Origin of the sequence: Cyanobium sp. Aljojuca 7D2 (assembly GCF_024346415.1) — a bacterium.
Classification (GTDB): domain Bacteria; phylum Cyanobacteriota; class Cyanobacteriia; order PCC-6307; family Cyanobiaceae; genus Cyanobium_A.
Genome location: NZ_JAGQCX010000002.1, coordinates 162,703 through 181,045 on the forward strand (window position 1 = coordinate 162,703; position 18,343 = coordinate 181,045).

The 18,343-nt window shown below is 67.9% G+C and carries 20 protein-coding genes and 1 tRNA gene; 12 read left to right on the forward strand and 9 right to left on the reverse strand.

The genetic code is table 11. The annotated features are described in order from the left end of the window. The first annotated feature begins 46 nt into the window (after window positions 1–46). Window positions 47–226 carry a hypothetical protein gene (locus tag KBY57_RS03110; RefSeq protein WP_254994417.1) on the forward strand — a complete coding sequence of 60 codons (180 nt, stop codon included), beginning with the start codon at window positions 47–49 and terminating at the stop codon, window positions 224–226. On the opposite strand, the gene KBY57_RS03115 is transcribed toward KBY57_RS03110, so the two are convergent. Next, window positions 202–831: a TVP38/TMEM64 family protein gene (locus tag KBY57_RS03115; protein ID WP_254994624.1), complete on the reverse strand. Its 630-nt coding sequence runs from the start codon at window positions 829–831 to the stop codon at window positions 202–204. The two genes, KBY57_RS03110 and KBY57_RS03115, sit on opposite strands and share 25 nt — an antisense overlap. A gap of 84 nt (window positions 832–915) precedes the next feature. Between KBY57_RS03115 and KBY57_RS03120 the strand changes: the two genes are divergently transcribed. Next, window positions 916–1,038: a type II toxin-antitoxin system Phd/YefM family antitoxin gene (locus KBY57_RS03120; RefSeq protein ID WP_254994418.1), complete on the forward strand. Its 123-nt coding sequence runs from the start codon at window positions 916–918 to the stop codon at window positions 1,036–1,038. A gap of 135 nt (window positions 1,039–1,173) precedes the next feature. Here the strand turns inward: KBY57_RS03120 and KBY57_RS03125 are convergent, their stop codons facing one another. The 3 genes from KBY57_RS03125 to KBY57_RS03135 are packed head-to-tail and all read right to left on the reverse strand — an operon-like array spanning window position 1,174 to window position 4,734. After that, window positions 1,174–1,587 carry a type II toxin-antitoxin system VapC family toxin gene (locus KBY57_RS03125; RefSeq protein WP_254994419.1) on the reverse strand — a complete coding sequence of 138 codons (414 nt, stop codon included), beginning with the start codon at window positions 1,585–1,587 and terminating at the stop codon, window positions 1,174–1,176. Further along, on the reverse strand, window positions 1,584–1,820 hold the full coding sequence (gene vapB / locus KBY57_RS03130) for a type II toxin-antitoxin system VapB family antitoxin (protein WP_094561484.1): 237 nt from the start codon (window positions 1,818–1,820) through the stop codon (window positions 1,584–1,586). The genes KBY57_RS03125 and vapB overlap by 4 nt, the downstream gene beginning before the upstream one ends. Window positions 1,821–1,869: 49 nt before the next feature. Next, a complete protein-coding gene (locus KBY57_RS03135; RefSeq protein ID WP_254994420.1) occupies window positions 1,870–4,734 on the reverse strand; it encodes a valine--tRNA ligase in 2,865 nt (954 codons plus the stop codon). An 89-nt stretch (window positions 4,735–4,823) separates the two neighbouring features. Between KBY57_RS03135 and KBY57_RS03140 the strand changes: the two genes are divergently transcribed. Then, a complete protein-coding gene (locus tag KBY57_RS03140; RefSeq protein WP_254994421.1) occupies window positions 4,824–6,044 on the forward strand; it encodes an extracellular solute-binding protein in 1,221 nt (406 codons plus the stop codon). Further along, window positions 6,041–7,297, forward strand: a complete 1,257-nt coding sequence (locus KBY57_RS03145; RefSeq protein WP_254994422.1) for a mechanosensitive ion channel family protein — start codon at window positions 6,041–6,043, stop codon at window positions 7,295–7,297. The genes KBY57_RS03140 and KBY57_RS03145 overlap by 4 nt, the downstream gene beginning before the upstream one ends. Here the strand turns inward: KBY57_RS03145 and KBY57_RS03150 are convergent. Further along, complete coding sequence (locus KBY57_RS03150; protein ID WP_254994423.1) at window positions 7,294–7,938, reverse strand: 2OG-Fe(II) oxygenase; 645 nt, start codon at window positions 7,936–7,938, stop codon at window positions 7,294–7,296. The two genes, KBY57_RS03145 and KBY57_RS03150, sit on opposite strands and share 4 nt — an antisense overlap. Next, window positions 7,938–8,399, reverse strand: coding sequence for a protein phosphatase (locus KBY57_RS03155; RefSeq protein WP_409996392.1), 462 nt, complete (start codon window positions 8,397–8,399; stop codon window positions 7,938–7,940). Before KBY57_RS03155 ends, KBY57_RS03150 begins: the two co-directional genes overlap by 1 nt. A 47-nt stretch (window positions 8,400–8,446) precedes the next feature. On the opposite strand from KBY57_RS03155, the gene KBY57_RS03160 reads away from it, so the two are divergent. Together KBY57_RS03160 and KBY57_RS03165 are read left to right on the forward strand one after the other, a co-directional pair. After that, on the forward strand, window positions 8,447–8,704 hold the full coding sequence (locus tag KBY57_RS03160; protein WP_094561479.1) for a hypothetical protein: 258 nt from the start codon (window positions 8,447–8,449) through the stop codon (window positions 8,702–8,704). A gap of 18 nt (window positions 8,705–8,722) precedes the next feature. Then, entirely contained in the window at window positions 8,723–11,422 is a 2,700-nt protein-coding gene (locus KBY57_RS03165; protein WP_254994425.1) for a cation-translocating P-type ATPase, read from the forward strand. Window positions 11,423–11,458: 36 nt separating this feature from the next. Here KBY57_RS03165 and KBY57_RS03170 read toward each other — a convergent pair. After that, a tRNA-Val gene (locus tag KBY57_RS03170) sits at window positions 11,459–11,530 on the reverse strand. Window positions 11,531–11,575: 45 nt separating this feature from the next. Here KBY57_RS03170 and KBY57_RS03175 point away from each other — a divergent pair. From KBY57_RS03175 to mazG, 3 genes are read left to right on the forward strand one after another with little or no spacing between them, the layout of a single operon-like run. After that, window positions 11,576–12,547, forward strand: coding sequence for a lysophospholipid acyltransferase family protein (locus KBY57_RS03175; RefSeq protein WP_254994426.1), 972 nt, complete (start codon window positions 11,576–11,578; stop codon window positions 12,545–12,547). A gap of 3 nt (window positions 12,548–12,550) precedes the next feature. Beyond that, on the forward strand, window positions 12,551–13,066 hold the full coding sequence (locus tag KBY57_RS03180) for a DUF2227 family putative metal-binding protein (protein ID WP_254994427.1): 516 nt from the start codon (window positions 12,551–12,553) through the stop codon (window positions 13,064–13,066). Then, a complete protein-coding gene (gene mazG, locus KBY57_RS03185) occupies window positions 13,063–13,968 on the forward strand; it encodes a nucleoside triphosphate pyrophosphohydrolase (protein ID WP_254994428.1) in 906 nt (301 codons plus the stop codon). Before KBY57_RS03180 ends, mazG begins: the two co-directional genes overlap by 4 nt. A 79-nt stretch (window positions 13,969–14,047) precedes the next feature. On the opposite strand, the gene arfB is transcribed toward mazG, so the two are convergent. Next, on the reverse strand, window positions 14,048–14,500 hold the full coding sequence (gene arfB, locus KBY57_RS03190; protein ID WP_254994429.1) for an alternative ribosome rescue aminoacyl-tRNA hydrolase ArfB: 453 nt from the start codon (window positions 14,498–14,500) through the stop codon (window positions 14,048–14,050). A gap of 65 nt (window positions 14,501–14,565) precedes the next feature. Between arfB and speE the strand changes: the two genes are divergently transcribed. Together speE and speB are read left to right on the forward strand one after the other, a co-directional pair. Beyond that, on the forward strand, window positions 14,566–15,405 hold the full coding sequence (speE, locus tag KBY57_RS03195) for a polyamine aminopropyltransferase (RefSeq protein ID WP_254994430.1): 840 nt from the start codon (window positions 14,566–14,568) through the stop codon (window positions 15,403–15,405). Further along, on the forward strand, window positions 15,402–16,256 hold the full coding sequence (gene speB, locus KBY57_RS03200) for an agmatinase (RefSeq protein ID WP_254994431.1): 855 nt from the start codon (window positions 15,402–15,404) through the stop codon (window positions 16,254–16,256). Before speE ends, speB begins: the two co-directional genes overlap by 4 nt. Window positions 16,257–16,269: 13 nt before the next feature. On the opposite strand, the gene KBY57_RS03205 is transcribed toward speB, so the two are convergent. Further along, window positions 16,270–16,677, reverse strand: coding sequence for a Crp/Fnr family transcriptional regulator (locus tag KBY57_RS03205; RefSeq protein ID WP_254994432.1), 408 nt, complete (start codon window positions 16,675–16,677; stop codon window positions 16,270–16,272). A 460-nt stretch (window positions 16,678–17,137) separates the two neighbouring features. Here KBY57_RS03205 and gcvT point away from each other — a divergent pair, with 460 nt between their 5' ends. After that, window positions 17,138–18,247: a glycine cleavage system aminomethyltransferase GcvT gene (gene gcvT / locus KBY57_RS03210; protein ID WP_254994433.1), complete on the forward strand. Its 1,110-nt coding sequence runs from the start codon at window positions 17,138–17,140 to the stop codon at window positions 18,245–18,247. Window positions 18,248–18,343 lie beyond the last annotated feature (96 nt).

The following is an 18,343-nucleotide window of genomic DNA, read 5'->3' on the forward strand; positions in this document are numbered from 1 at the left end:
GCCCCACCCCCGGCCGCGTGCGGGTGCCATTCCTAGGCTGGCTGCCATGGCCACTTCCGCTATCCACCGCTGGATCAAAACCGAATGTGGCCGCGCCAAGTTCACAGAGCTGGCCGCCCGCGATGGGGTACTGGCACGGCTGCGTCTGGCCTGGTTTGTGTTGATTGCGGCCCTACGCGACTGGCGGCTGGCTGATCCGGATCAGGCGGGTGGATCGCCCCCCTGAAGCGCCCGCTGCGCCGCCCGGCCCACCAGCCACACCGAGGCCAGGGTGGCCAGCACCCCCACAACCCGCAGGGTCCAGGTGCCGGCATCGGCCTGGCCCGAGAGCACCTCACCGAATCGGGCCACATCACCGGCGAGGGCCCCCAGACCGCAGAACAGGACCGTGCCCGGCAGGATCGCGATCAGGCCGATCGAGTAATCGCGCCAGCTCACCTCGCTCAGCCCATAGGCGAAGTTGAGCAGGGAGAAGGGAAATGCCGGTGAAAGCCGGGTGAGCAGCACCAACTTCAGACCCTCCCGGCTCACGGCTTGCTCAATCGCCTGCAGCTTGGGCACCGCCGCCAGGCGCCGCCGGGCCCAGTCGCGCAGCCAGGTGCGGCCGAGCAGGAAGGCCGCCTCCGCCCCGAGGCAAGCCCCCACAAACACAATCAGGCTGCCCCACCAGGGTCCGTACAGGGCTCCGGCCAGCATCGAGGCCCACACCCCCGGCAGCAGCAAGGTCACCCAAAGGGCATAGAGGGGGATGAAGGCCAGCGCCCCCCAGGGGGAGCGCAACGCCTCAAGCAGCTGCGGCAGCCACGCCGGCGGAAGGAGGTCTGGGGTCAGCGCGATGCGTCAGGCAACACGCCCACATGCTGGTGCAAGGCCGGCCGCTTGGTGACGGCACAAAAAGGCCATCAAGCTGATTTGATGGCCATTTCGGTCACCCAGTTCCGCGCCCACTGTCTGGAGCTGATCCGGCAAGTGGAAGCCGGGGGAGAAGAGGTGCAAATCAGCCGCATCGGCGTGCCGCCAGCGGATCACCCCCCTTGATAGCCCTGCGTAGCTCAGGTTGGTTCGATGCTGAACCCGGGAACTCGGTGCTGGATGCTCAGGTCTTCTCAGCCCTGCAGTGAGGGTGCTCCTCGATACCCACGTGTAGCTCTGGTGGCTGCTGGATGTGGTTGATCAGCTGTCCACCCAGTTTTCAATCGCCAGATCTGGGTAGGCCTGGAAATCCGAGGGATTGTTGGTGACCAGCACCACCTCCAGCGCAAGCGCATGGGCAGCGATCAGCTTGTCGAGAGCATCGCGGCGGCGTAGCCGCGTCGCCCAGCGCACAGGGCCGTAGGCGCGGGCCGCCAGGCGATCGAAGGGCAGCACCGGCACCTCCAGCAGAAACTGTTCCAGGGCCTGGCGGTTGCGATCCACCTCCGCGCCGGAGGCCACCACGCCGAACTCCAGCTCCGCTGCGGTTATCGCCGAGATCACCACCTCCCCCACCCGGCAGGCAGCGAAGCGATCAGCCACCTGGGGCGGCTGATCCTTCATCAGATAGATACAAATGTTGGTGTCGAGCAGATAGAGGGGCCGAATGGTCACAGGGCCTCCCGATCGGCCTGCTCCTGATCGCCGCGGCCATCGGCCATGAAATCGGCTGAAAACCGGGAGAGAGCGGCCAAGGCGCCGCGAATGGGACGCCCGGCTGGCCGGATCCGAAGCTCATCGCCCACCCTCTCGATCTCCAGCTCCAGATCACTGCGCCCGTAGGCCAGCTCTGCAGGGATACGCACGGCCTGGGAGTGACCATTGCGAAACAGCCGGGTGGTGGCCATAGCGGAACCCAAGAGAGCTGAGCTGGATGTACGCATACATCCTAGGCATTCAGCCCAGCTCCGCCAGTCGCTTCCTGGCCAGCTCCGCCTGGGCTTCGGCCTCCGCCAGGTTGGCCTTGCACTCCACCACCACCTCCGGTGGGGCCTTCCCAGCGAAGTTGGGATTGGCCAGGCGGCCCGCCAGACCGGCGATCTCCTTCTCGGCCTTGGCGAGATCCTTCTCCAGCCTGCCGCGCAGGGCATCGAGATCCACCAGGCCCTCAATGGGCAGCAGCACCTGGAGCTCGCCACACACCCCGGCCAAGGTCCGCTGACCGGCAGCGCCCCCGCGGGCAGCCTCGGCGGTGGCGGGATCGAGCACAGCCACGCTCTCGGCGCGGGTCAGGGCGGTGATATCGGCGGTGGCCTCCTGCAACAGCTGGGCCAGCGCGCCGCGGCCGGTGACGAACTGCACCGGCGCCGGCTGGGCCGGCTTGAGGCCCGCCACGGCCCGCAAGTTGCGCACCACCCGAATCGCCTCGATTAGCTCGGCGAAGCTCGCCTCCAGCTGGTCGTTGAGCGCAGCGGCATCCAGCCTCGGCCAGGGTTGGAGGGCCAGGAAGGTGGCCTCGCTCTCACCGGTGAGGCCATGCCAGAGCTCCTCGCTGAGGTGCGGCATCAGCGGGTGCAGCATCACCAGCAGCGCGTTCAACACCTTGGCCAACACCTGGCGGGCGGTGCGCTGATCGGCCAGGGCCGCCTCGCGGGCAGCCCCTTCCAGATCTGCCGGCACCTGCAACCGACGCTTGATCAGCTCCAGATACCAGTCGCACACCTCATTCCAGGCAAACTCGTAGAGCCCCTTGGCGGCCTCGCCCAGGCCGTAGCCCTCGTAGCGCTCGGCGGTTTCACGGTTGACGCGGGCCAGGCGCGAGAGGATCCAGCGGTCGGCCAGTTGCAGCGCTGCAGGATCGGGATCGCCCAGCGAAGCGGGCGTCTCGCCGCCCAGGTTCATTAGGGCAAAACGGGTGGCGTTCCAGAGCTTGTTGGCGAAGTTGCGCGAGGCCTCCACCGTGGCGGAGGTGTCGGTTTTGCGGTCGTAGTCGAGGCGGATATCCTGGCCGGCACCGGCCACCTCGCGCACCAGGGCGAAGCGCAGCGCATCGGCGCCGTAGCGATCGATCAGCAGCAGCGGATCGATGCCGTTGCCCGCCGATTTGCTCATCTTGCGGTTCTGCTCATCGCGCACCAGGCCGTGGATGTACACGTCCCGAAAAGGCATCCGACCCGTAAAGGCGCCGGCCATCATCGTCATCCGGGCCACCCAGAAAAAGATGATGTCGAAGCCCGTCACCAGCACGCTGGTGGGATACCAGCGCTCCAGATCGGCAGCATCGGCATCGGGCCAGCCCAGGGTGGAGAAGGGCCAGAGGCCGCTGGAAAACCAGGTGTCGAGGGCGTCGGGGTCCTGCTCCAGCACCACCGGATGGGCGTGCACGCCACCGGCAAACTGGGCCTCCGCCTTGGCGCGGGCCTCCGCTTCATCGCGGGCCACCACATAGGGGGTGCTGTCGGTGATGGCGCCGCCGGTTTCGCTCACCACAAACCAGGCCGGGATGCGGTGGCCCCACCACAGCTGGCGGGAGATGCACCAGTCGCGGATGTCGGTGAGCCAGTCGCGATACACCTTGCTCCAGCGCTCCGGCACGAAGCGGGGATCGGCGTTCTCCAGCGCCTCACGGCAGCGGGCGGCCAGGGGCTCGGTGCGCACAAACCACTGGGTGGAGAGCAGCGGCTCCACCGGCACCTTGCCGCGGTCGGAAAAGGGCACGCTGTGGCGGTAGGGCTCCACCTTCACCAAAAAGCCCTGCTCCTCCATGGCGGCCACCACGGCCTTGCGGGCCTCGAAGCGATCCAGCCCGGCGAAGCGGCCGGCGGCCTCATTCATTGAGCCGTCCTTGGCCATCACCGTGATCAGCGGTAGGTCGTGTCGCTGGCCAATGGCGAAGTCGTTGGGGTCGTGGGCGGGGGTCACCTTCACGCACCCCGTACCGAACTCCGCATCCACGTGGTCGTCGGCCACGATCGGGATCTCACGCCCCACCAGCGGCAGGGTGAGGGTCTGGCCCACCAGATCGGCGTAGCGCGGGTCCTTGGGGTTCACCGCCACGGCCGTATCACCCAGCAGGGTTTCCGGCCGAGTGGTGGCCACCTCCAGGAAGCCTCCGCCGCTGCTGAGCGGATAGCGGAAGTGCCAGAGGTGGCCGTCCACCTCCTTCATCTCCACCTCCAGGTCGCTCACCGCCGAGCCCGAGGCGGGGCACCAGTTCACCAGGTATTCGCCCCGGTAGATCAGCCCCCGCTCATGCAGGCGGTTGAACGCCTCGATCACCGCGGCGCTGCAACCGGCATCGAGGGTGAAGCGCTCGCGCTGCCAGTCCACCGAGTAACCCAGGCGCCGAAGCTGGCCCACGATCGTGCCGCCGCTCTGGGCCTTCCACTCCCAGGCCTGCTCCAGGAAGGCCTCGCGGCCCAGGTCTTCCTTGCGTTTGCCCTCCGCCTTGAGCTGCTTCTCGAGGATCGTCTGCACGGCGATCGAGGCATGGTCGGTGCCTGGCAGGCAGAGCACGTTTTTGCCACGCAGACGCTGGAAGCGCACGATCGTGTCGATCAGGGCCGTGTTGAAGGCATGGCCCATGTGCAGGCTGCCGGTCACGTTCGGTGGCGGGATCACGACAGAAAAGGGCTCGCCCGGCGCCGCCGGATCGGGGTGAAAGGCACCGCTGCCCTCCCAGGCCTGCTGCCAGCGGCTCTCGGTGCCGGCCGGGTCGTAGGTCTTGGGCAGCCCTTCGGCTGCGACGGTCTTGGGCAGGGCCGCTTCTGGGGCTGGGGCAGACAGCTCGGTCACGGCGGCAGGCACGGGCACTCGGGCCATGGTCGCAAAACGGGCCGAGGCCAGGGATGATGAGTCCGCAGAACAAGGCCATGCCTCATCCCCCGGCCCTCTCACAGGCGACACGACGCGTGGCATGGCGCTGCCTACCTGTGCTGGCCTCACTACTGCTGATCGGTTGCCGCGCAAGCGATGGGCTGCCCAACGTGCTTTACCTCGGGGTGGAGGTGAACCCCGATGAAACGATCGACGCCAACCTGCTCGCCGACACCCGGCAGCGGCTGGGTTACTTAGAAGCTGGCTACAGGCAGCTTTACCCCAACACCCGATTTCAGGTCAGCCTCTACCCCGAACAGCAACTGGCCTGGGCGATCCAACGCCGCAACCGGGCCGGGCTGGGCCCCGATCTGCTGCTGATCAACGGGGACATGGCCGTGCAGCTGTTGGATGCAGGTGTGATCGCGCCCTTCCCGCGAACTGAAGTGGATCTCAACCCGTTCGATCCCCAGGTGCTCGATCGGCTGCGCAACTCCTCCGGAGAACTGGCCGGGCTGCCATTGCTGGTGCAGACCCAGCTGGCCTGCTTCAACCGCAGGCGACTTGACGCCGCTCCAACCACCCTGCAGCAGCTGCTCGACACCAGCGCCAAAGGCCATCCCGTTGGCCTCTCCATGGAGGCCTACAACCTCTTCTGGACGGTCGGCAGCCTTGGCGCCGTCGGCGCCATCGATACAGCCGCAGCCGGCAGGCAGCCCAGCGGAGCCCAGCAGCAGGCAATCGAGCGCTGGCTCACCTGGCTGCAGAACGCCAACAACCAACTGCGGGTGACCTTCTACGCGAGTCAGACCTCGGCAGAGAGGGAATTCCAGGCGGGACGGCTCGACTGGTTTCCCTGCCGCAGTTCGGCCATACCCCGGTTGCGCAAAATCCTGGGGGACGGGCTCGGTGTAGCGCCCCTGCCCCGCGGCGAGGGGGGTGATGCCAGTCCGATCAACAAACTGCGGGTGTTAGCCCTCGGCACCAACACCAGCCGCAGCAGCCGCGAGCGGGCCCTGGCCTTCAGCCACTTCAGCGTGAACCCCCTGAGCCAGAGGAATCTCACCCTGGGCTCCCAGGTGGTGCTGCCGGCCAACCGCTTCGTGAGAGTGCCGGTGAGCAGCTCGGCGACGCTTCGCGCCATGGTGACTTCGGCCCAGCAGGGCAGCCAGACCAACTCCCTGGTGGAGCTGATTCACAGCAATGACCCCCGGGTGGCCGAGATCCAGACCCTGCTCACCACGTTGGTGTTTGGCGAAGTGCCGCCCACCAAGGCAGGCCAGAGCCTGGTGGCGATCCTGCGGAACCGGCCATGAGAGAGCTGTTGCTGGAGTTGCTGGGCTGGCTGGGCTATCTGGAGCGGCCCGTCGTGCTGCTGCAACTGGCTGTGGCGATCGGGCTGATGGTGTTGCGGCGGTTTGCGGCCCGTCGCAACTGGCTGCCCCGGCTCCGGCCTCAGGCCTACACCCCCCTGGCTCTCGGGCTGCTGGCCACCACCTGCCTGCTGCTGGCCCTGCTGAGGCTGCCCTACGGACTCAGCGGCCAGCTGGGCGTGCTCTGGCTTGGCTGGTACGGCCTCAACCTGCTGCAGCCGCTGCTGCAACGCCGCCTCGGCGCGGCAATGGCGCGGCAATTGGATAGCCGCCTGCTGCGGCCCGCCTATCTGCTGCTGGCGGCCACGATGCTGATCAGCACCCTCGACAGCCTCAGAGATCTAGCCGTGGCCCCCCTGGGCAGCGTGCTGGGGGTGCCCGTCGATGCGGGCAGGCTGTTTAATGCAGCTCTGATCACCTATCTATTGCTGGTGGGCTCGGGGCCACCGGCGGCGGGCATGGCCTGGCTGGTGCAGCGAGCAGTGGGCTTGAGCGATGGCAGCCGTAAAGCCATGGAGTTGATGCTGCGTTACACCGTTGTGGGCTTGGGGCTGGTGGGCGTGGGGATGCACCTGGGCCTCAACACCACCGCCCTGATCGCCGTGGCTGGCGGCCTGTCGGTGGGCCTTGGCTTCGGCATTAAGGAGGTGTTCTCCAACTTCATCAGCGGCCTCTGGCTGCTGTTCGAGGGCTCGGTGCGCCCCGGAGAGGTGCTTCTGCTCGATGACGACCACTGCGAAGTGCGCAAACTGGGTTTGCGGGCCACCCTGCTCTGGCGCGACCGCGACAACGCCGAACTGCTGATTCCCAACCAGACCTTCTTCACGGAGGCGACCACTAGCTACACCGCCAGCGACCGCATGCGCCGCTGCCAGGTGGATGTGGGCGCCGCCTACCACCACGACCCCCATCAGGTGATCGCCCTGCTGGAGGCCACGGCCCTGGGAGTGGACACTGTGCTGGCGGAGCCGGCGCCGAAGGGCCTGTTGCTCAGCTATGGCGACTTTGCGATCAACTACGGGCTGCGCTTCTGGATCGCCAACCCGATCGAGGCCCCCGTGATCTCCAGCGCCGTGAACCTGGAGATATGGCGTGCCTTCAAACAGCAGGGCATCGAAATCCCCTTCCCCCAGCAGGTGGAGTATTCGATGGTGTGGCCGCCCGAGCAGCACCGGCCCAACGTCGACAACCACTAGCTGCTGGCCAGCCGACGCAGGTAGTCCTCCCTGCTGCCGGCGTTGATCCAGCCGGTGGCGATCGTTTTGGTGTGGCTGTGGCTGACGCGGCCGCGGTGAATGTGGGAGGGGCCCGCCGGAAAGATCACGAGCTTGCCCCGCTCCGCCTCCTCGTGGTGCTCCTGCCAGTGGAACTCCGTGCCGCCCTCGGGCACGTCGTTGCAGTAGAGGATCCAAGCCAGCACCCGGTGCACCGGTTCGGTGGCCTCGTCGCTGATCGTCCAGTCGCAGTGCCAGCGCTTGAAGCCCTCCCCCGGTGCATAGCGTTGCAGGTTGAAAATCGGATTCACAAACAACTCCTGCTCCGGACAGCAGTCGCGAAACAGGGGACGCTCCTTGAGGTACTGGCCCAGGGCCGCATTCACCCCGCGCAGGATCACCTCGGCCAGGGCAAAGGCTTCGGGATCGCTGCGGTCGATCGCCACCAGGCTGATGTCAGTGGAGATCTTGGCCGGCTCAGCGCTTGCTCCGGCCCCGGCCGCGTCCTCCGGGCCAAAGGCCACACCGGGGCGCTGCAGATCGGGCCGGCGCTCGAAGAAGGCCATCACCCCATCGGCGAGGGCTTCGAAACCGGCGTTCCGGTAGGGGGCGATCAGGTCCATCAGGGGGACTCCTGCGGGAGGGCGAGCCAGGGAATCGCCACCACGGCATCCAACGCCTGCCAGCGCTCCGGCCCAGCCACGAGCCCGGGCAGGAGGCCCACCCGCTCCAGGGCCTGGGCCACCCGGGCGGGATCCAACGGCCCAGGCGGGCCTAAAGGCATCACCAGCACCTGCTGCTCAGCGGGGTCGGCCATCACCTGAAGATCCAGATCCTCCAGAGCTCGCTCAAAGAACAGGCGCCGCATCCGACCAGTCACCACCGGGCCCAGGGCGGCCGCAAAGGCCTCCAGGCCCTCGCGGTCGCCGCTGCAACCGCAGTTGAGCGACAGCCAGATCATCAGCTTGGCCCAGCTCTCCGTGCTCCAGAGCGGCTGGAAGCTCTCGCGGTGCTGCCGCACCAGCTCGCCGATGGCGAAATCGAACAGCGTTGCCTGCAGGTTGGTGGCCTTCATGCCTGCCATCCTGCTCAGCGGCGGGCAGACTGCACAGGCATGTGCCGACCGCATCCATGGCCCTCGACTTCAACGACCCCGATCTGGAGTTCGGCGATCTCGTGTACGCCTACCAGAGCTGGGTGATGGCGGTGATCAACGACGAGAAGCTGGGCGGCGACGAGAAGCTGCTCACCGACGAGATCGCCGACGACGCCCTCAACGCCATGCGCTTCCTGCCGGGCGAAGTGACCAGCGCCATCGAAACCAGCCTCGCCCGCGTCTATGACGTGGATGCCGACGAACTCGCCAGCCTGCTGTTCCCCGAAGGCTGACGCCCCCCAGGCGCGCCCATGCCCCAGCTGCCCGTTGATGCCCACAGCCTCCGGGGAGACCAGGTCGCCGCCGCCCTGGACTCCCCCCTGGACCGGGGCCTGAGTCACGCGGAAGCGGAGCAACGCCGGAAACTGTGGGGAACCAACGCCTTCAGCGAGGGAGGCGGCACCCCAGCCTGGCGGCGATTTCTGGGGCAATTCCACGATCCCTTGCTCTACACGTTGTTGGTGGTGGGGGCGATCAAGGCGCTGCTGCACGAACCCGGCGAAGCGCTGGTGATCTGGAGCGTCACCTTGATCAACGCCTTGATCGGCTACGTGCAGGAAAGCAAAGCCGAAACGGCGATTGCCGCCCTGGCCCGCTCGGTGCGCACCGAAGTGGAGGTGATCCGCGACGGCCAGCGCCAGCGCCTGCCGTCCGAACAACTGGTGCCGGGCGACCTGGTGAGCCTGGAGGCGGGCAACAAGGTGCCGGCAGACCTGCGCCTGCTCCAGACGCGCAACCTCAAGGTTGACGAATCCAGCCTCACGGGTGAATCGCGGCCAGCGACCAAAGGCACCACGGCGGTGGAGCGGGACGCCGCCCTCGCTGAACGCCTGGGCATGGTCTATGCGGGCAGCTTCGTCACCAGCGGGCAGGGACAGGGCCTGGTGGTGGCCACCGGAGCAGCCACCGAGGTGGGGCAGATCTCCAGCTCGATGCAGCAGCAGGTGAACCTCAGCACGCCGCTGACGCGCAAGTTCCGACGGTTCAGCCACACCCTGCTGAAGCTGGTGCTGGTGCTGGCTGGCCTCACCTTCCTGGTGGGGCTGCTGCGCGGTCGCGACGCGGCCGAAATGTTTGACGGGGCTGTAGCCCTGGCGGTGGGAGCGATTCCGGAGGAGCTCCCGGCGATCGTGACGATCACCCTGGCCATCGGCGTGAACCGCATGGCCCGCCGCAACGCGATCATCCGCAAACTGCCGGCGGTGGAAGCTCTCGGCAGCACCACAGTGATCTGCTCCGACAAAACCGGCACCCTCACCCAGAACCGGATGACGGTGCAGGAGATCTACGCCGGCGGCGCACTGGTACCCCTCGAAGCGCTGTGGCCGGGCAATGGAAGCCCAGACGAGGGTGACGACACCGATCCCCTGGCCAGCGATCCCCTGGCCAGCAACGTGGCCCTGCGCGAAACCCTGCTGGCAGGCCTGCTCTGCAACGACGCCCGGCCAAGCCAACGGGAGGGCCTGGTGGGGGATCCCACGGAAACCGCCCTGCTGCAGGCTGCCCAGAACGTGGGCATCGACCGCCAACAGGCCCTCGATGCCCACCCGCGACGGGATGCGATTCCATTCGAATCGGAACAGCAATACATGGCCACGCTGCATGGCAGCCACCGGCTGTTGATGAAGGGGTCGGTCGAAGCGGTGCTCGCCCGCTGCAATCGCCAGCTCAGCGCCGCCGGCCAGCCCGAACCCCTCGACGGGACCTCGATCACCGCAGCGGTGGCCGCCATGGCCAAGCGGGGCCAACGGGTGCTGGCCTTCGCCATCGGCAGCACGGACACCAACCAACACCAGCTGCACCCACGACTGCTGGAGGAGGGGTTGGATTTTCTCGGCCTGCAGGGGATGCTCGACCCGCCGCGTCCAGAAGCCATCGAAGCCGTGGCCGCCTGCCAGGCCGCGGGCATCACCGTGAAGATGATCACCGGCGACCACCTCGAAACCGCCCGCTCGATTGCCCTGCAACTCGGCCTGGGCGAGGGGGAGACGGTGAGAGCCATCGATGGCCGCAGCCTGGCTGCCCTGGCCGACGACGCCCTGGTGGATTGCGCACGCCACAACGACGTCTTCGCCCGGGTGGCACCGGCCCAGAAGCTGTCGCTGGTGAAAGCCCTGCAAGCTGATGGGGCGGTCGTGGCCATGACCGGCGATGGCGTCAACGACGCCCCAGCGCTCAAGCAGGCCGACATCGGCATCGCCATGGGCCAGGGGGGCACGGAAGTGGCCCGGGAAGCCGCCGACATGCTGCTCACCGACGACAACTTCGCCTCGATTGAGGCCGCCGTAGAAGAGGGCCGGGCGGTGTACCTGAACCTGCGCAAGGCTCTCGCCTTCGTGCTGCCGGTGAATGGCAGCGCCTCAATGACCATCCTGTTGGGAGCGGTTTTCGGGCTTGAGCTGCCGGTCACGGCCCTGCAGGTGCTCTGGCTGAACATGGTCTGCTCCCTCAGCCTGTCGGTGCCACTGGCCTTCGAACCGCGGCCCCCAGGATTGATGCAGCAACCGCCTCGGCCGCCTGCCCAGCCCCTGCTGAGCAGGGGGCTGGTGCGCAAGGTGGTTCTGGTTTCGGCCTTCTACTGGTGCTTCATCTTCGGGGTGTTCCTGTGGGCCCGCTCCCACGGCAGTAGCTTGCCCCTGGCGCGGACGATGGCGATCCAGTCGCTGGTGCTGGCCCAGATCGCCTATCTCTTGAGCATCAGCCAGGCGAGCAAGCTCAGCTGGCGCCACTGGTACCGCAACTGGCACCGCACCCCCATCCTGCTGGGGGGCATTGGCATGGCGGTGCTGCTGCAGCTGGGCTTCAGCCAGCTGGGTTGGATGAATCGGTTCTTCGCCACCGCGCCCCTGGGCCGTGAGCAATGGCTGATCTGCAGCGTGTCGTTGCTGGTGATGGTGCCCGTGGCCTGGCTGGCCGAGCGCTGCGACCCCACCACCGGCGTGGCGGACTGAGCTCATGGTCGACTGGGGGCGTAGCCGAATGAGCAATGCGCGATGCCGGGTTCGAACCAGCGACATCCTGCTTGTAAGGCAGGCGCTCTACCGCTGAGCTAATCGCGCGCAGAGGGCAAACTACACCCGAATCCCTGGCTCGATCCCCAATTCATGGCCGGACGCCAGCCTCGCCCTGTCCCGATCCAGCAGAGGCTGCGCTGGCAGCTGGAGGCCAGCGGTGTGCGGCTGATCCTGGCGGTGCTGCGGGGGCGCTCCCACCCCACGGTGCTCAGCGGCTTGCGGTGGGCCCACCGCTTGGCCCGGCCCTGGCTGGCGAAACGGCAGGCCACGGCCTGCCGCAACCTGGAGCGGGTCTACGGCGAACACCTCAGCACCAGCCAGCGGCAAGAGATCGCTGAGCGGTCGATCGACAGCTTTTTCCTGTCGTGTCTCGAATCGATCATCCGACCGGTCGACTCCACCCAACTGACGGTGGAAGGGGAGGGACTGGAGGAGCTGTTCCGCCTGCACCGGCAGGGCCAGGGGGTGATCGTCGGCTCCCTGCACCTGGGCTGCTGGGATCTGGCCTTGCGCTGGCTGAGTGAACGCATCGACACCCTGTCGGTGATCTATCGGCCGGCCCGCAACCCCTACAGCGACCGCCTGCTCAACCAGGCCCGCAGCGCCAACAGCCACTGCGAGTGGATCTCCCAGTTCGATGCCCGGGCGATGCTGCGCAGCCTGCGCCAGGGCGGCAGCCTGGTCATGATGACCGACCTCTACAGCCGCCGCAGCGCGCTGCAGGCCGATTTCCTTGGGCTGCGCACCAACTTCGCCAAGGGGCCAGCGGCCCTATCCCAAACGTCGGGCTGCCCCTTGTTCCCAGTGGCCCACGTGCGCGAAGCCAACGGCCGTTTTCGCTTGATCTGCGGAGCACCTCTGTGGCCCGGCAACGGCCCAGCGGCCCTCGCCGCCCAGATAGGCGCCCTGGCCCGCTGGCAGGAGCCCTGGATCCAGGGCTATGCCGAGCAGTACTACTGGATCAACCGGCGCTGGCGCGCCGGAGATGGCAGCGGCGAACGACTGCGGCCCGTCGGCCCGCCCGCAGCACGGGTGCTGAAGCTGGCGGCAGCGGGGCCCTGAGCGATGGCCAGCGGCCGCACCCACGACCGCGCCACCTGGATCCTGGCGCTGCCCTTCGGAGCCCTGTGGTGGCCTTGGCTGGGGCTGGCCGGTGTTGCCGCCGCCGGAGGGGCCTTCCTGCTGGGCGGTCTGCTGCTCTCCCCCGACCTCGACACCCGCTCCAACCCCACCCGCCGCTGGGGGCCGCTGCGGCTGCTGTGGTGGCCGTACCGGCGCCTGCTGCGCCACCGCTCGCTGCTGTCCCACAGCCCGCTGCTGGGCACAGCCGGGCGCCTGATCTACCTGGCGGCCACGCTGCTGGCGATCTGCCTGCTGCTGCAACCGTTGGGGGGGCCGCCACCGCAACAGCTCCTGGCTGCGTGCGGCACCCTCTGGCAGACCCAACGCCCGCTGGTGGTGGCAGCGCTGGTGGGTCTGGAGGCCAGCAGCTGGCTGCACCTAATCCAGGACGGCGATCCCATGCCCAAAACACCGCGGCTCCTGCGAAGGTGGCGCCGACCACGCGGCCGCGTCCGATGAGCGCCCCGACCGATCCAAGCCGTGCCAATCCAAACCGTGCCGATCCAACCCTGGCAGCCCTCGCCGAGCTAATCGCCGTGGTGGCCCAGCTGCGCGATCCCGAAGGTGGCTGCCCCTGGGACATCGAGCAGACCCACGCCTCCCTGGTGCCCTACGTGCTGGAGGAGGCCCACGAGGTGGCCGATGCGATCCGCCATGGCAACGACGCGCACCTAGCCGAAGAACTGGGCGACCTGCTGCTGCAGGTGGTGCTGCACGCCCAGATCGCCAGTGAGGAGGGTCGGTTTGATCTCGAGCAAATCGCCCAGGGGCTCAGCGCCAAGCTGGTGCGCCGCCACCCCCATGTGTTCGGCGAAGCTGAAGCGACCGACAGCGAGGCGGTGCGGGCCCACTGGGATGAAATCAAGGCCGAGGAGCAGCAGGAACGGGCCGAGCGAGCCGAAGGCGAAAGCCATGCCCCCTCAGCCAGCCCCCTCAGCGATCGCCTGGCGGTAAAGGTGCGCGGCCAGCCCGCCCTGGCCGGCGCCATGACCATCTCCAAGAAAGCCGCCGCGGCCGGCTTCGAATGGGACGACATCACAGGTGTGTGGGAGAAGGTGCACGAGGAGCTCGACGAGCTCAAGGAGGCCGTAGCGGAAGCCATGGCCAGCGGCGATCAGGCCCATGCCCAGGAGGAGCTGGGCGATGTGCTGTTCACCCTGGTGAACGTGGCCCGCTGGTGCGGTCTCGACCCCGAGGCCGGCCTGGCCGGCACCAACCGCCGCTTCCTCGATCGCTTCTCCCGCGTGGAGGCGGCCCTAGGCGGCGAGCTGCAGGGCCGCAGCATCGGCGAGCTTGAGGGCCTGTGGCAGCAGGCCAAGGCCCAGATCCGGGCTGAAGCGAATGCCCCGCCGAGCAGCTGAGGCAGCAGGCCTGCTGCCGTTCAGGTGCCTACAGGAGGTTGTACATCTGTACAAACTCCTGTAGGCATGCACAAACAGTTCAGTCCTCCGGCAGCTGGGGACGCGAGCGCCGCTGACCCTTGATGGCACTGCGCTGTTTCTTGGCTGCCAAGCGCCGCTCCATGGAACCCCGGGTGGGCTTGGTGGGCCGCCGTGGCGGTGGTGGTGGCTTGAGCGCCTCCTGCAGCAGCTCCACCAAGCGCCGCTGGGCCGCCACCCGGTTTTGCCACTGGGAGCGGTGTTCACTGGCGGCGATCACGATCGCCCCATCCACGAGCTTGTCCTCCAGCCGCCGCAGGGCACGGGCCTGCAACACAGGCGGCAACGCCCGGGACGCCATCAGGTCAAACACCAGCTCCACGCGGGAATCGGTGGTGTTCACGTTCTGGCCTCCGGGCCCGGAGGAGCGCGAAAAGCGCCAGGCCAGCTCCGCCGCCGGGATCCGCACCGCCGGGGTCACCTGCAGGTCGTCGCTGGGGCGCGGTGGGGCCATGGCCTGAGCCTGTCACGGACGACACACCGACGATGCGCAAGGCTGGAGGTTGCAATCCCTGAGCCATGGGCTGGATCGACGAGATCTTCGACGGCGTGCGCTACGGCCTGGCCGGCCAGGTGATCGCCGAAGAGCAGTCGCCCTTCCAGCGCGTCACGATCATCGACAGCGAGCGCTACGGCAAGGGCCTACTGCTCGATGGCTGCTGGATGACGGCTGAGCGGCAGGAGCGGCACTACCACGAGGCGATCGTGCATCCGGCCCTCTGCGGCGCGGCGAGCATCGAGCGGGTGCTGGTGATCGGTGGCGGCGATGGCGGCACCGCCCGCGAGTGCCTGCGACACGCCGGCGTGCAGCACCTCGACATGGTGGAGATCGACGGCCTGGTGGTGGAGTGGAGCCAGCAGCACCTGCCGAGCATCGGCGGTGGCTGCTGGAGTGATCCCCGCTTCCACCTCACCGTGGGCGACGGCATCGCCTGGGCCGCAGGCGCCGCCGACGCCAGCTACGACGTGGTGATCGTGGACGGCTCCGATCCCGCTGGCCCGGCCGAGGGGCTGTTCAACCGGGCCTTCTTTGAGCAATGCCGCCGCATCCTTAAGCCCGGCGGTGTGTTCGCCACCCAGAGCGAATCCCCCGAGGCCTTTCGCCAGGTGCACCTCGACACGGTGAAGCTGATCCGCGAGGTGTTCGGCCACGCCGATCCCATGTATGGCTGGGTGCCGATGTATCCGAGCGGCTGGTGGAGCTGGACGTTCGCCGCCACAGGCGGCCGTCGCTATCTGCAGCCGGATCCCGCCCGCGCCGCGGCCGTGGCCAGTGGCTGTGAGATCTGGAGCCCGCGCTGGCAGCGCGGTGCCTTCGACGCCATCCCCGCCGCCATCGAGCGCGAGCTGAACGCATGAACGACCTATTCGACACCGACGGCGCCATCTACATGGGCAGCCAGCGCGACCCCGCCGGCTGCCGGGTGGGCCTGTTCGGCGTGCCCTACGACGGCACCACCTCCTTCCGCCCCGGCACCCGCTTCGGGCCGGGCGCGATCCGCGAGGTGAGCAGCGGCCTGGAGAGCTACTGCCCCCAACTCGACCGCGATCTGGAGGAGCTCGCCATCGCTGATCTAGGCGCCGTGGAGATCCCCTTCGGCGCACCTGAGCCGGTGGTGGCGGCGGTGAAGCAGGCCACCGAGGCAGTGCTGGCAATGGGCCTCAAGCCGCTGATGCTCGGCGGCGAGCACTCGATCAGCTCCGGCGCCGTGGCGGCCGTGGCGGCCCAGCACCCGGATCTGGTGCTGGTGCAACTCGATGCCCACGCCGACCTGCGCCACGAGTGGCTCGGCGCCCACCACAGCCACGCCTGCGCCATGCGGCGCTGCCTGGAAGTGCTGCCCAGCCAACAGCTGCTGCAGATCGCCATCCGCAGCGGCACGCGCGAGGAGTTCAGCGAACTGCGCCAGACGGGCCGACTGGTGGCCATCGAGCGGATAGCCGAAGCCTTGAAGCCCCTGCGCGGCAAGCCCCTCTACCTCACCGTGGATCTGGATTGGTTTGATCCGGCGGTGATGGCCGGCACCGGCACCCCCGAGCCTGGCGGCTTCCTCTGGCGGGATTTCGCCGCCCTGGTGGAGGAGCTGCGCCACCACAACCTGGTGGCCGCCGACGTGGTGGAGCTGGCGCCCCAGCTTGATCCCAGCGGGGTGAGCAGCGTCCTGGCCGCCAAGGTGGTGCGCAGCCTGCTGTTCCTGCTGGATCGCTGAGCCGCAAGGGCCTTCAGTAGCAGCAGGTGCCGCTGGTGCGCTGCTCCCGCAGGCGCTCATGCTGCTGGCTGATCAGCAGCACCGCCAGCGTGGGGTGGTTGTGCAGCAAGTTGAGGAAACGCAGCCGATCGAGCCGCAGAATTTCCACAGGGGTGCGCGCCAAGGCGTCGTTGCGATAAATGCCATCGCGCCACACGATGTCCTGGTAGCTGAACAGCTCACCGGGCCGGTAGCAGAGCTTTTCCCCGGCTTCGCTGATCACCTCGATGATGCCGCGCCGCACGCCGTAGATGGAATCAGCTCGATGCCCCCGGGAAAACACCTTGGCGCCGGTGGGGAGGGTGAGAACCTCGCAATCCACCTGAGCTGCCATCAGCTCAATCGGCGTGTTGATTGCCGGAGATGCCACCACGCCCGTCACCCCCTTCAAAACCGGATGCTCCCTTAATACAACCTAGGCACCTCTCAGTGCCCAGATCTGGCCCACAGGAGCAGACCATTTGGAGCAAACTTCACATTTGCTTCAGCTTTCTGCCAGTGCCGACTCCAGGCTGAGCTGTTGGTTCGGCTGCGCTGACGCCCCTCCTCTCGAGGCTGGCGAGGCCATCACGGGCAACCGCGGCGGACGGGCGGTCCAGTGATGGCACCAGAGCTCTGCCGCTAACTCGGGATGGATCGGCAACCGCCGCAGCTGGCACCAGCCAAACTCCGCCCCCGCGGGAGGAGCGCAGTGGCGGCAGCTGCAGCAGCAAGGGCGCGAACCCATCCAGGCAGAACTCGGGTCTCTCAAGGTATGTACGGCTGCCGCCTCCGGGTAGCCGGAAAACCGAATCTTCCGAGTTCCTTCTGGATTCCCGCCATGGCTGCATAGGATCCGCCCCATGGGCCTCCAGCGCACTCCCCTGTTTGACGCCGCCACGGCGGCCGGGGGCCGGATGGTGCCCTTCGCCGGCTGGGAGATGGCCGTGCAGTTCACCGGCCTGGTTGCCGAACACCACGCCGTTCGACGCCAGTGCGGGGTGTTCGACATCTCCCACATGGGCGTGCTCAGCCTGCGGGGCGATGGCGCCAAGGATGCCCTGCAGGCCTTGGTGCCCAGCGACCTCTTCCGCATCGGCCCTGGTGAAGCCTGCTACACGGTGCTGCTCAATGCGCAGGGCGGCATCCGCGACGACCTGATCGTTTACGACCAAGGCCGGATCGACGACACCGACGCGCTGTTGCTGGTGATCAACGCCGCCTGCGCCGAGGCCGACACGGCCTGGATCCGCAGCCAGCTGGAACCCCAGGGCATCACCATTGCGGACGCCAAAGGAGACGGGGTATTGCTGGCCCTACAGGGCCCGGAAGCCGCCGCCCGGCTCGAGGCCCTCAGCGGCCAGGATTTGGCCGGACTTCCCCGCTTCGGCCACCGGGTGCTGGATCTGCCAGGCATTGGAGAGGCCTTCGTGGGCCGCACCGGCTACACCGGCGAGGACGGCTTCGAGCTACTGCTGCCCCGCGCGGCGGGCCTGGCCCTCTGGCAGCGGTTCCTGGACAGCGGCGTCACCCCCTGCGGCCTCGGCGCCCGGGACACCCTGCGGCTGGAGGCGGCCATGCACCTCTACGGCGCCGACATGGATGCCACCACCACACCCCTGGATGTGGGGCTGGGCTGGCTGGTGCACCTGGAGATGCCCAAGCCCTTCATCGGCCGCGCAGTGCTGGAGCGCCAAACCACCGAGGGCTTGAAGCGCCGGCTGGTGGGCCTGAAGCTGCAGGGGCGCGCCATCCCCCGGCATGGCTACCCGGTGCTGGCCACCGGGGCCGCTGCGGGAACCACGCCGCTCGGCACGGTGACCAGTGGCGGCTGGTCGCCGAGCCTGGAAGCGGGCATCGCCCTGGCCCTGGTGCCCGCTGAGCTGGCTAAGCCGGGCACCGAGCTCGCGGTGGAGATCCGCGCAAAGGCCGAGCCAGCCCTGGTGGTGAGGCGCCCCTTCTACCGGCGCTGAACGTTCAGCTGTCGCCAATTCTGTACAGCCTGTACGGACTTCAGGACGGTCCGCCCATCTGAGCTGCTGGGGAGCCCTCAGATGGGACAATCGCGA

Coding starts and splice junctions, on each gene's coding strand:
- KBY57_RS03155 (WP_409996392.1), bottom strand. CDS start 8,399: ATGGCAGGCATGAAGGCCACCAACCTGCAGGCAACGCTGTTCGATTTC.
- KBY57_RS03150 (WP_254994423.1), bottom strand. CDS start 7,938: ATGGACCTGATCGCCCCCTACCGGAACGCCGGTTTCGAAGCCCTCGCC.
- KBY57_RS03135 (WP_254994420.1), bottom strand. CDS start 4,734: ATGGCCCGAGTGCCCGTGCCTGCCGCCGTGACCGAGCTGTCTGCCCCA.
- vapB (WP_094561484.1), bottom strand. CDS start 1,820: ATGGCCACCACCCGGCTGTTTCGCAATGGTCACTCCCAGGCCGTGCGT.
- KBY57_RS03110 (WP_254994417.1), top strand. CDS start 47: ATGGCCACTTCCGCTATCCACCGCTGGATCAAAACCGAATGTGGCCGC.
- arfB (WP_254994429.1), bottom strand. CDS start 14,500: ATGGCCCCACCGCGCCCCAGCGACGACCTGCAGGTGACCCCGGCGGTG.
- speB (WP_254994431.1), top strand. CDS start 15,402: ATGAACGACCTATTCGACACCGACGGCGCCATCTACATGGGCAGCCAG.
- KBY57_RS03175 (WP_254994426.1), top strand. CDS start 11,576: ATGGCCGGACGCCAGCCTCGCCCTGTCCCGATCCAGCAGAGGCTGCGC.
- KBY57_RS03160 (WP_094561479.1), top strand. CDS start 8,447: ATGGCCCTCGACTTCAACGACCCCGATCTGGAGTTCGGCGATCTCGTG.
- KBY57_RS03120 (WP_254994418.1), top strand. CDS start 916: ATGGCCATTTCGGTCACCCAGTTCCGCGCCCACTGTCTGGAGCTGATC.
- KBY57_RS03180 (WP_254994427.1), top strand. CDS start 12,551: ATGGCCAGCGGCCGCACCCACGACCGCGCCACCTGGATCCTGGCGCTG.
- KBY57_RS03165 (WP_254994425.1), top strand. CDS start 8,723: ATGCCCCAGCTGCCCGTTGATGCCCACAGCCTCCGGGGAGACCAGGTC.
- speE (WP_254994430.1), top strand. CDS start 14,566: ATGGGCTGGATCGACGAGATCTTCGACGGCGTGCGCTACGGCCTGGCC.
- KBY57_RS03145 (WP_254994422.1), top strand. CDS start 6,041: ATGAGAGAGCTGTTGCTGGAGTTGCTGGGCTGGCTGGGCTATCTGGAG.
- gcvT (WP_254994433.1), top strand. CDS start 17,138: ATGGGCCTCCAGCGCACTCCCCTGTTTGACGCCGCCACGGCGGCCGGG.
- mazG (WP_254994428.1), top strand. CDS start 13,063: ATGAGCGCCCCGACCGATCCAAGCCGTGCCAATCCAAACCGTGCCGAT.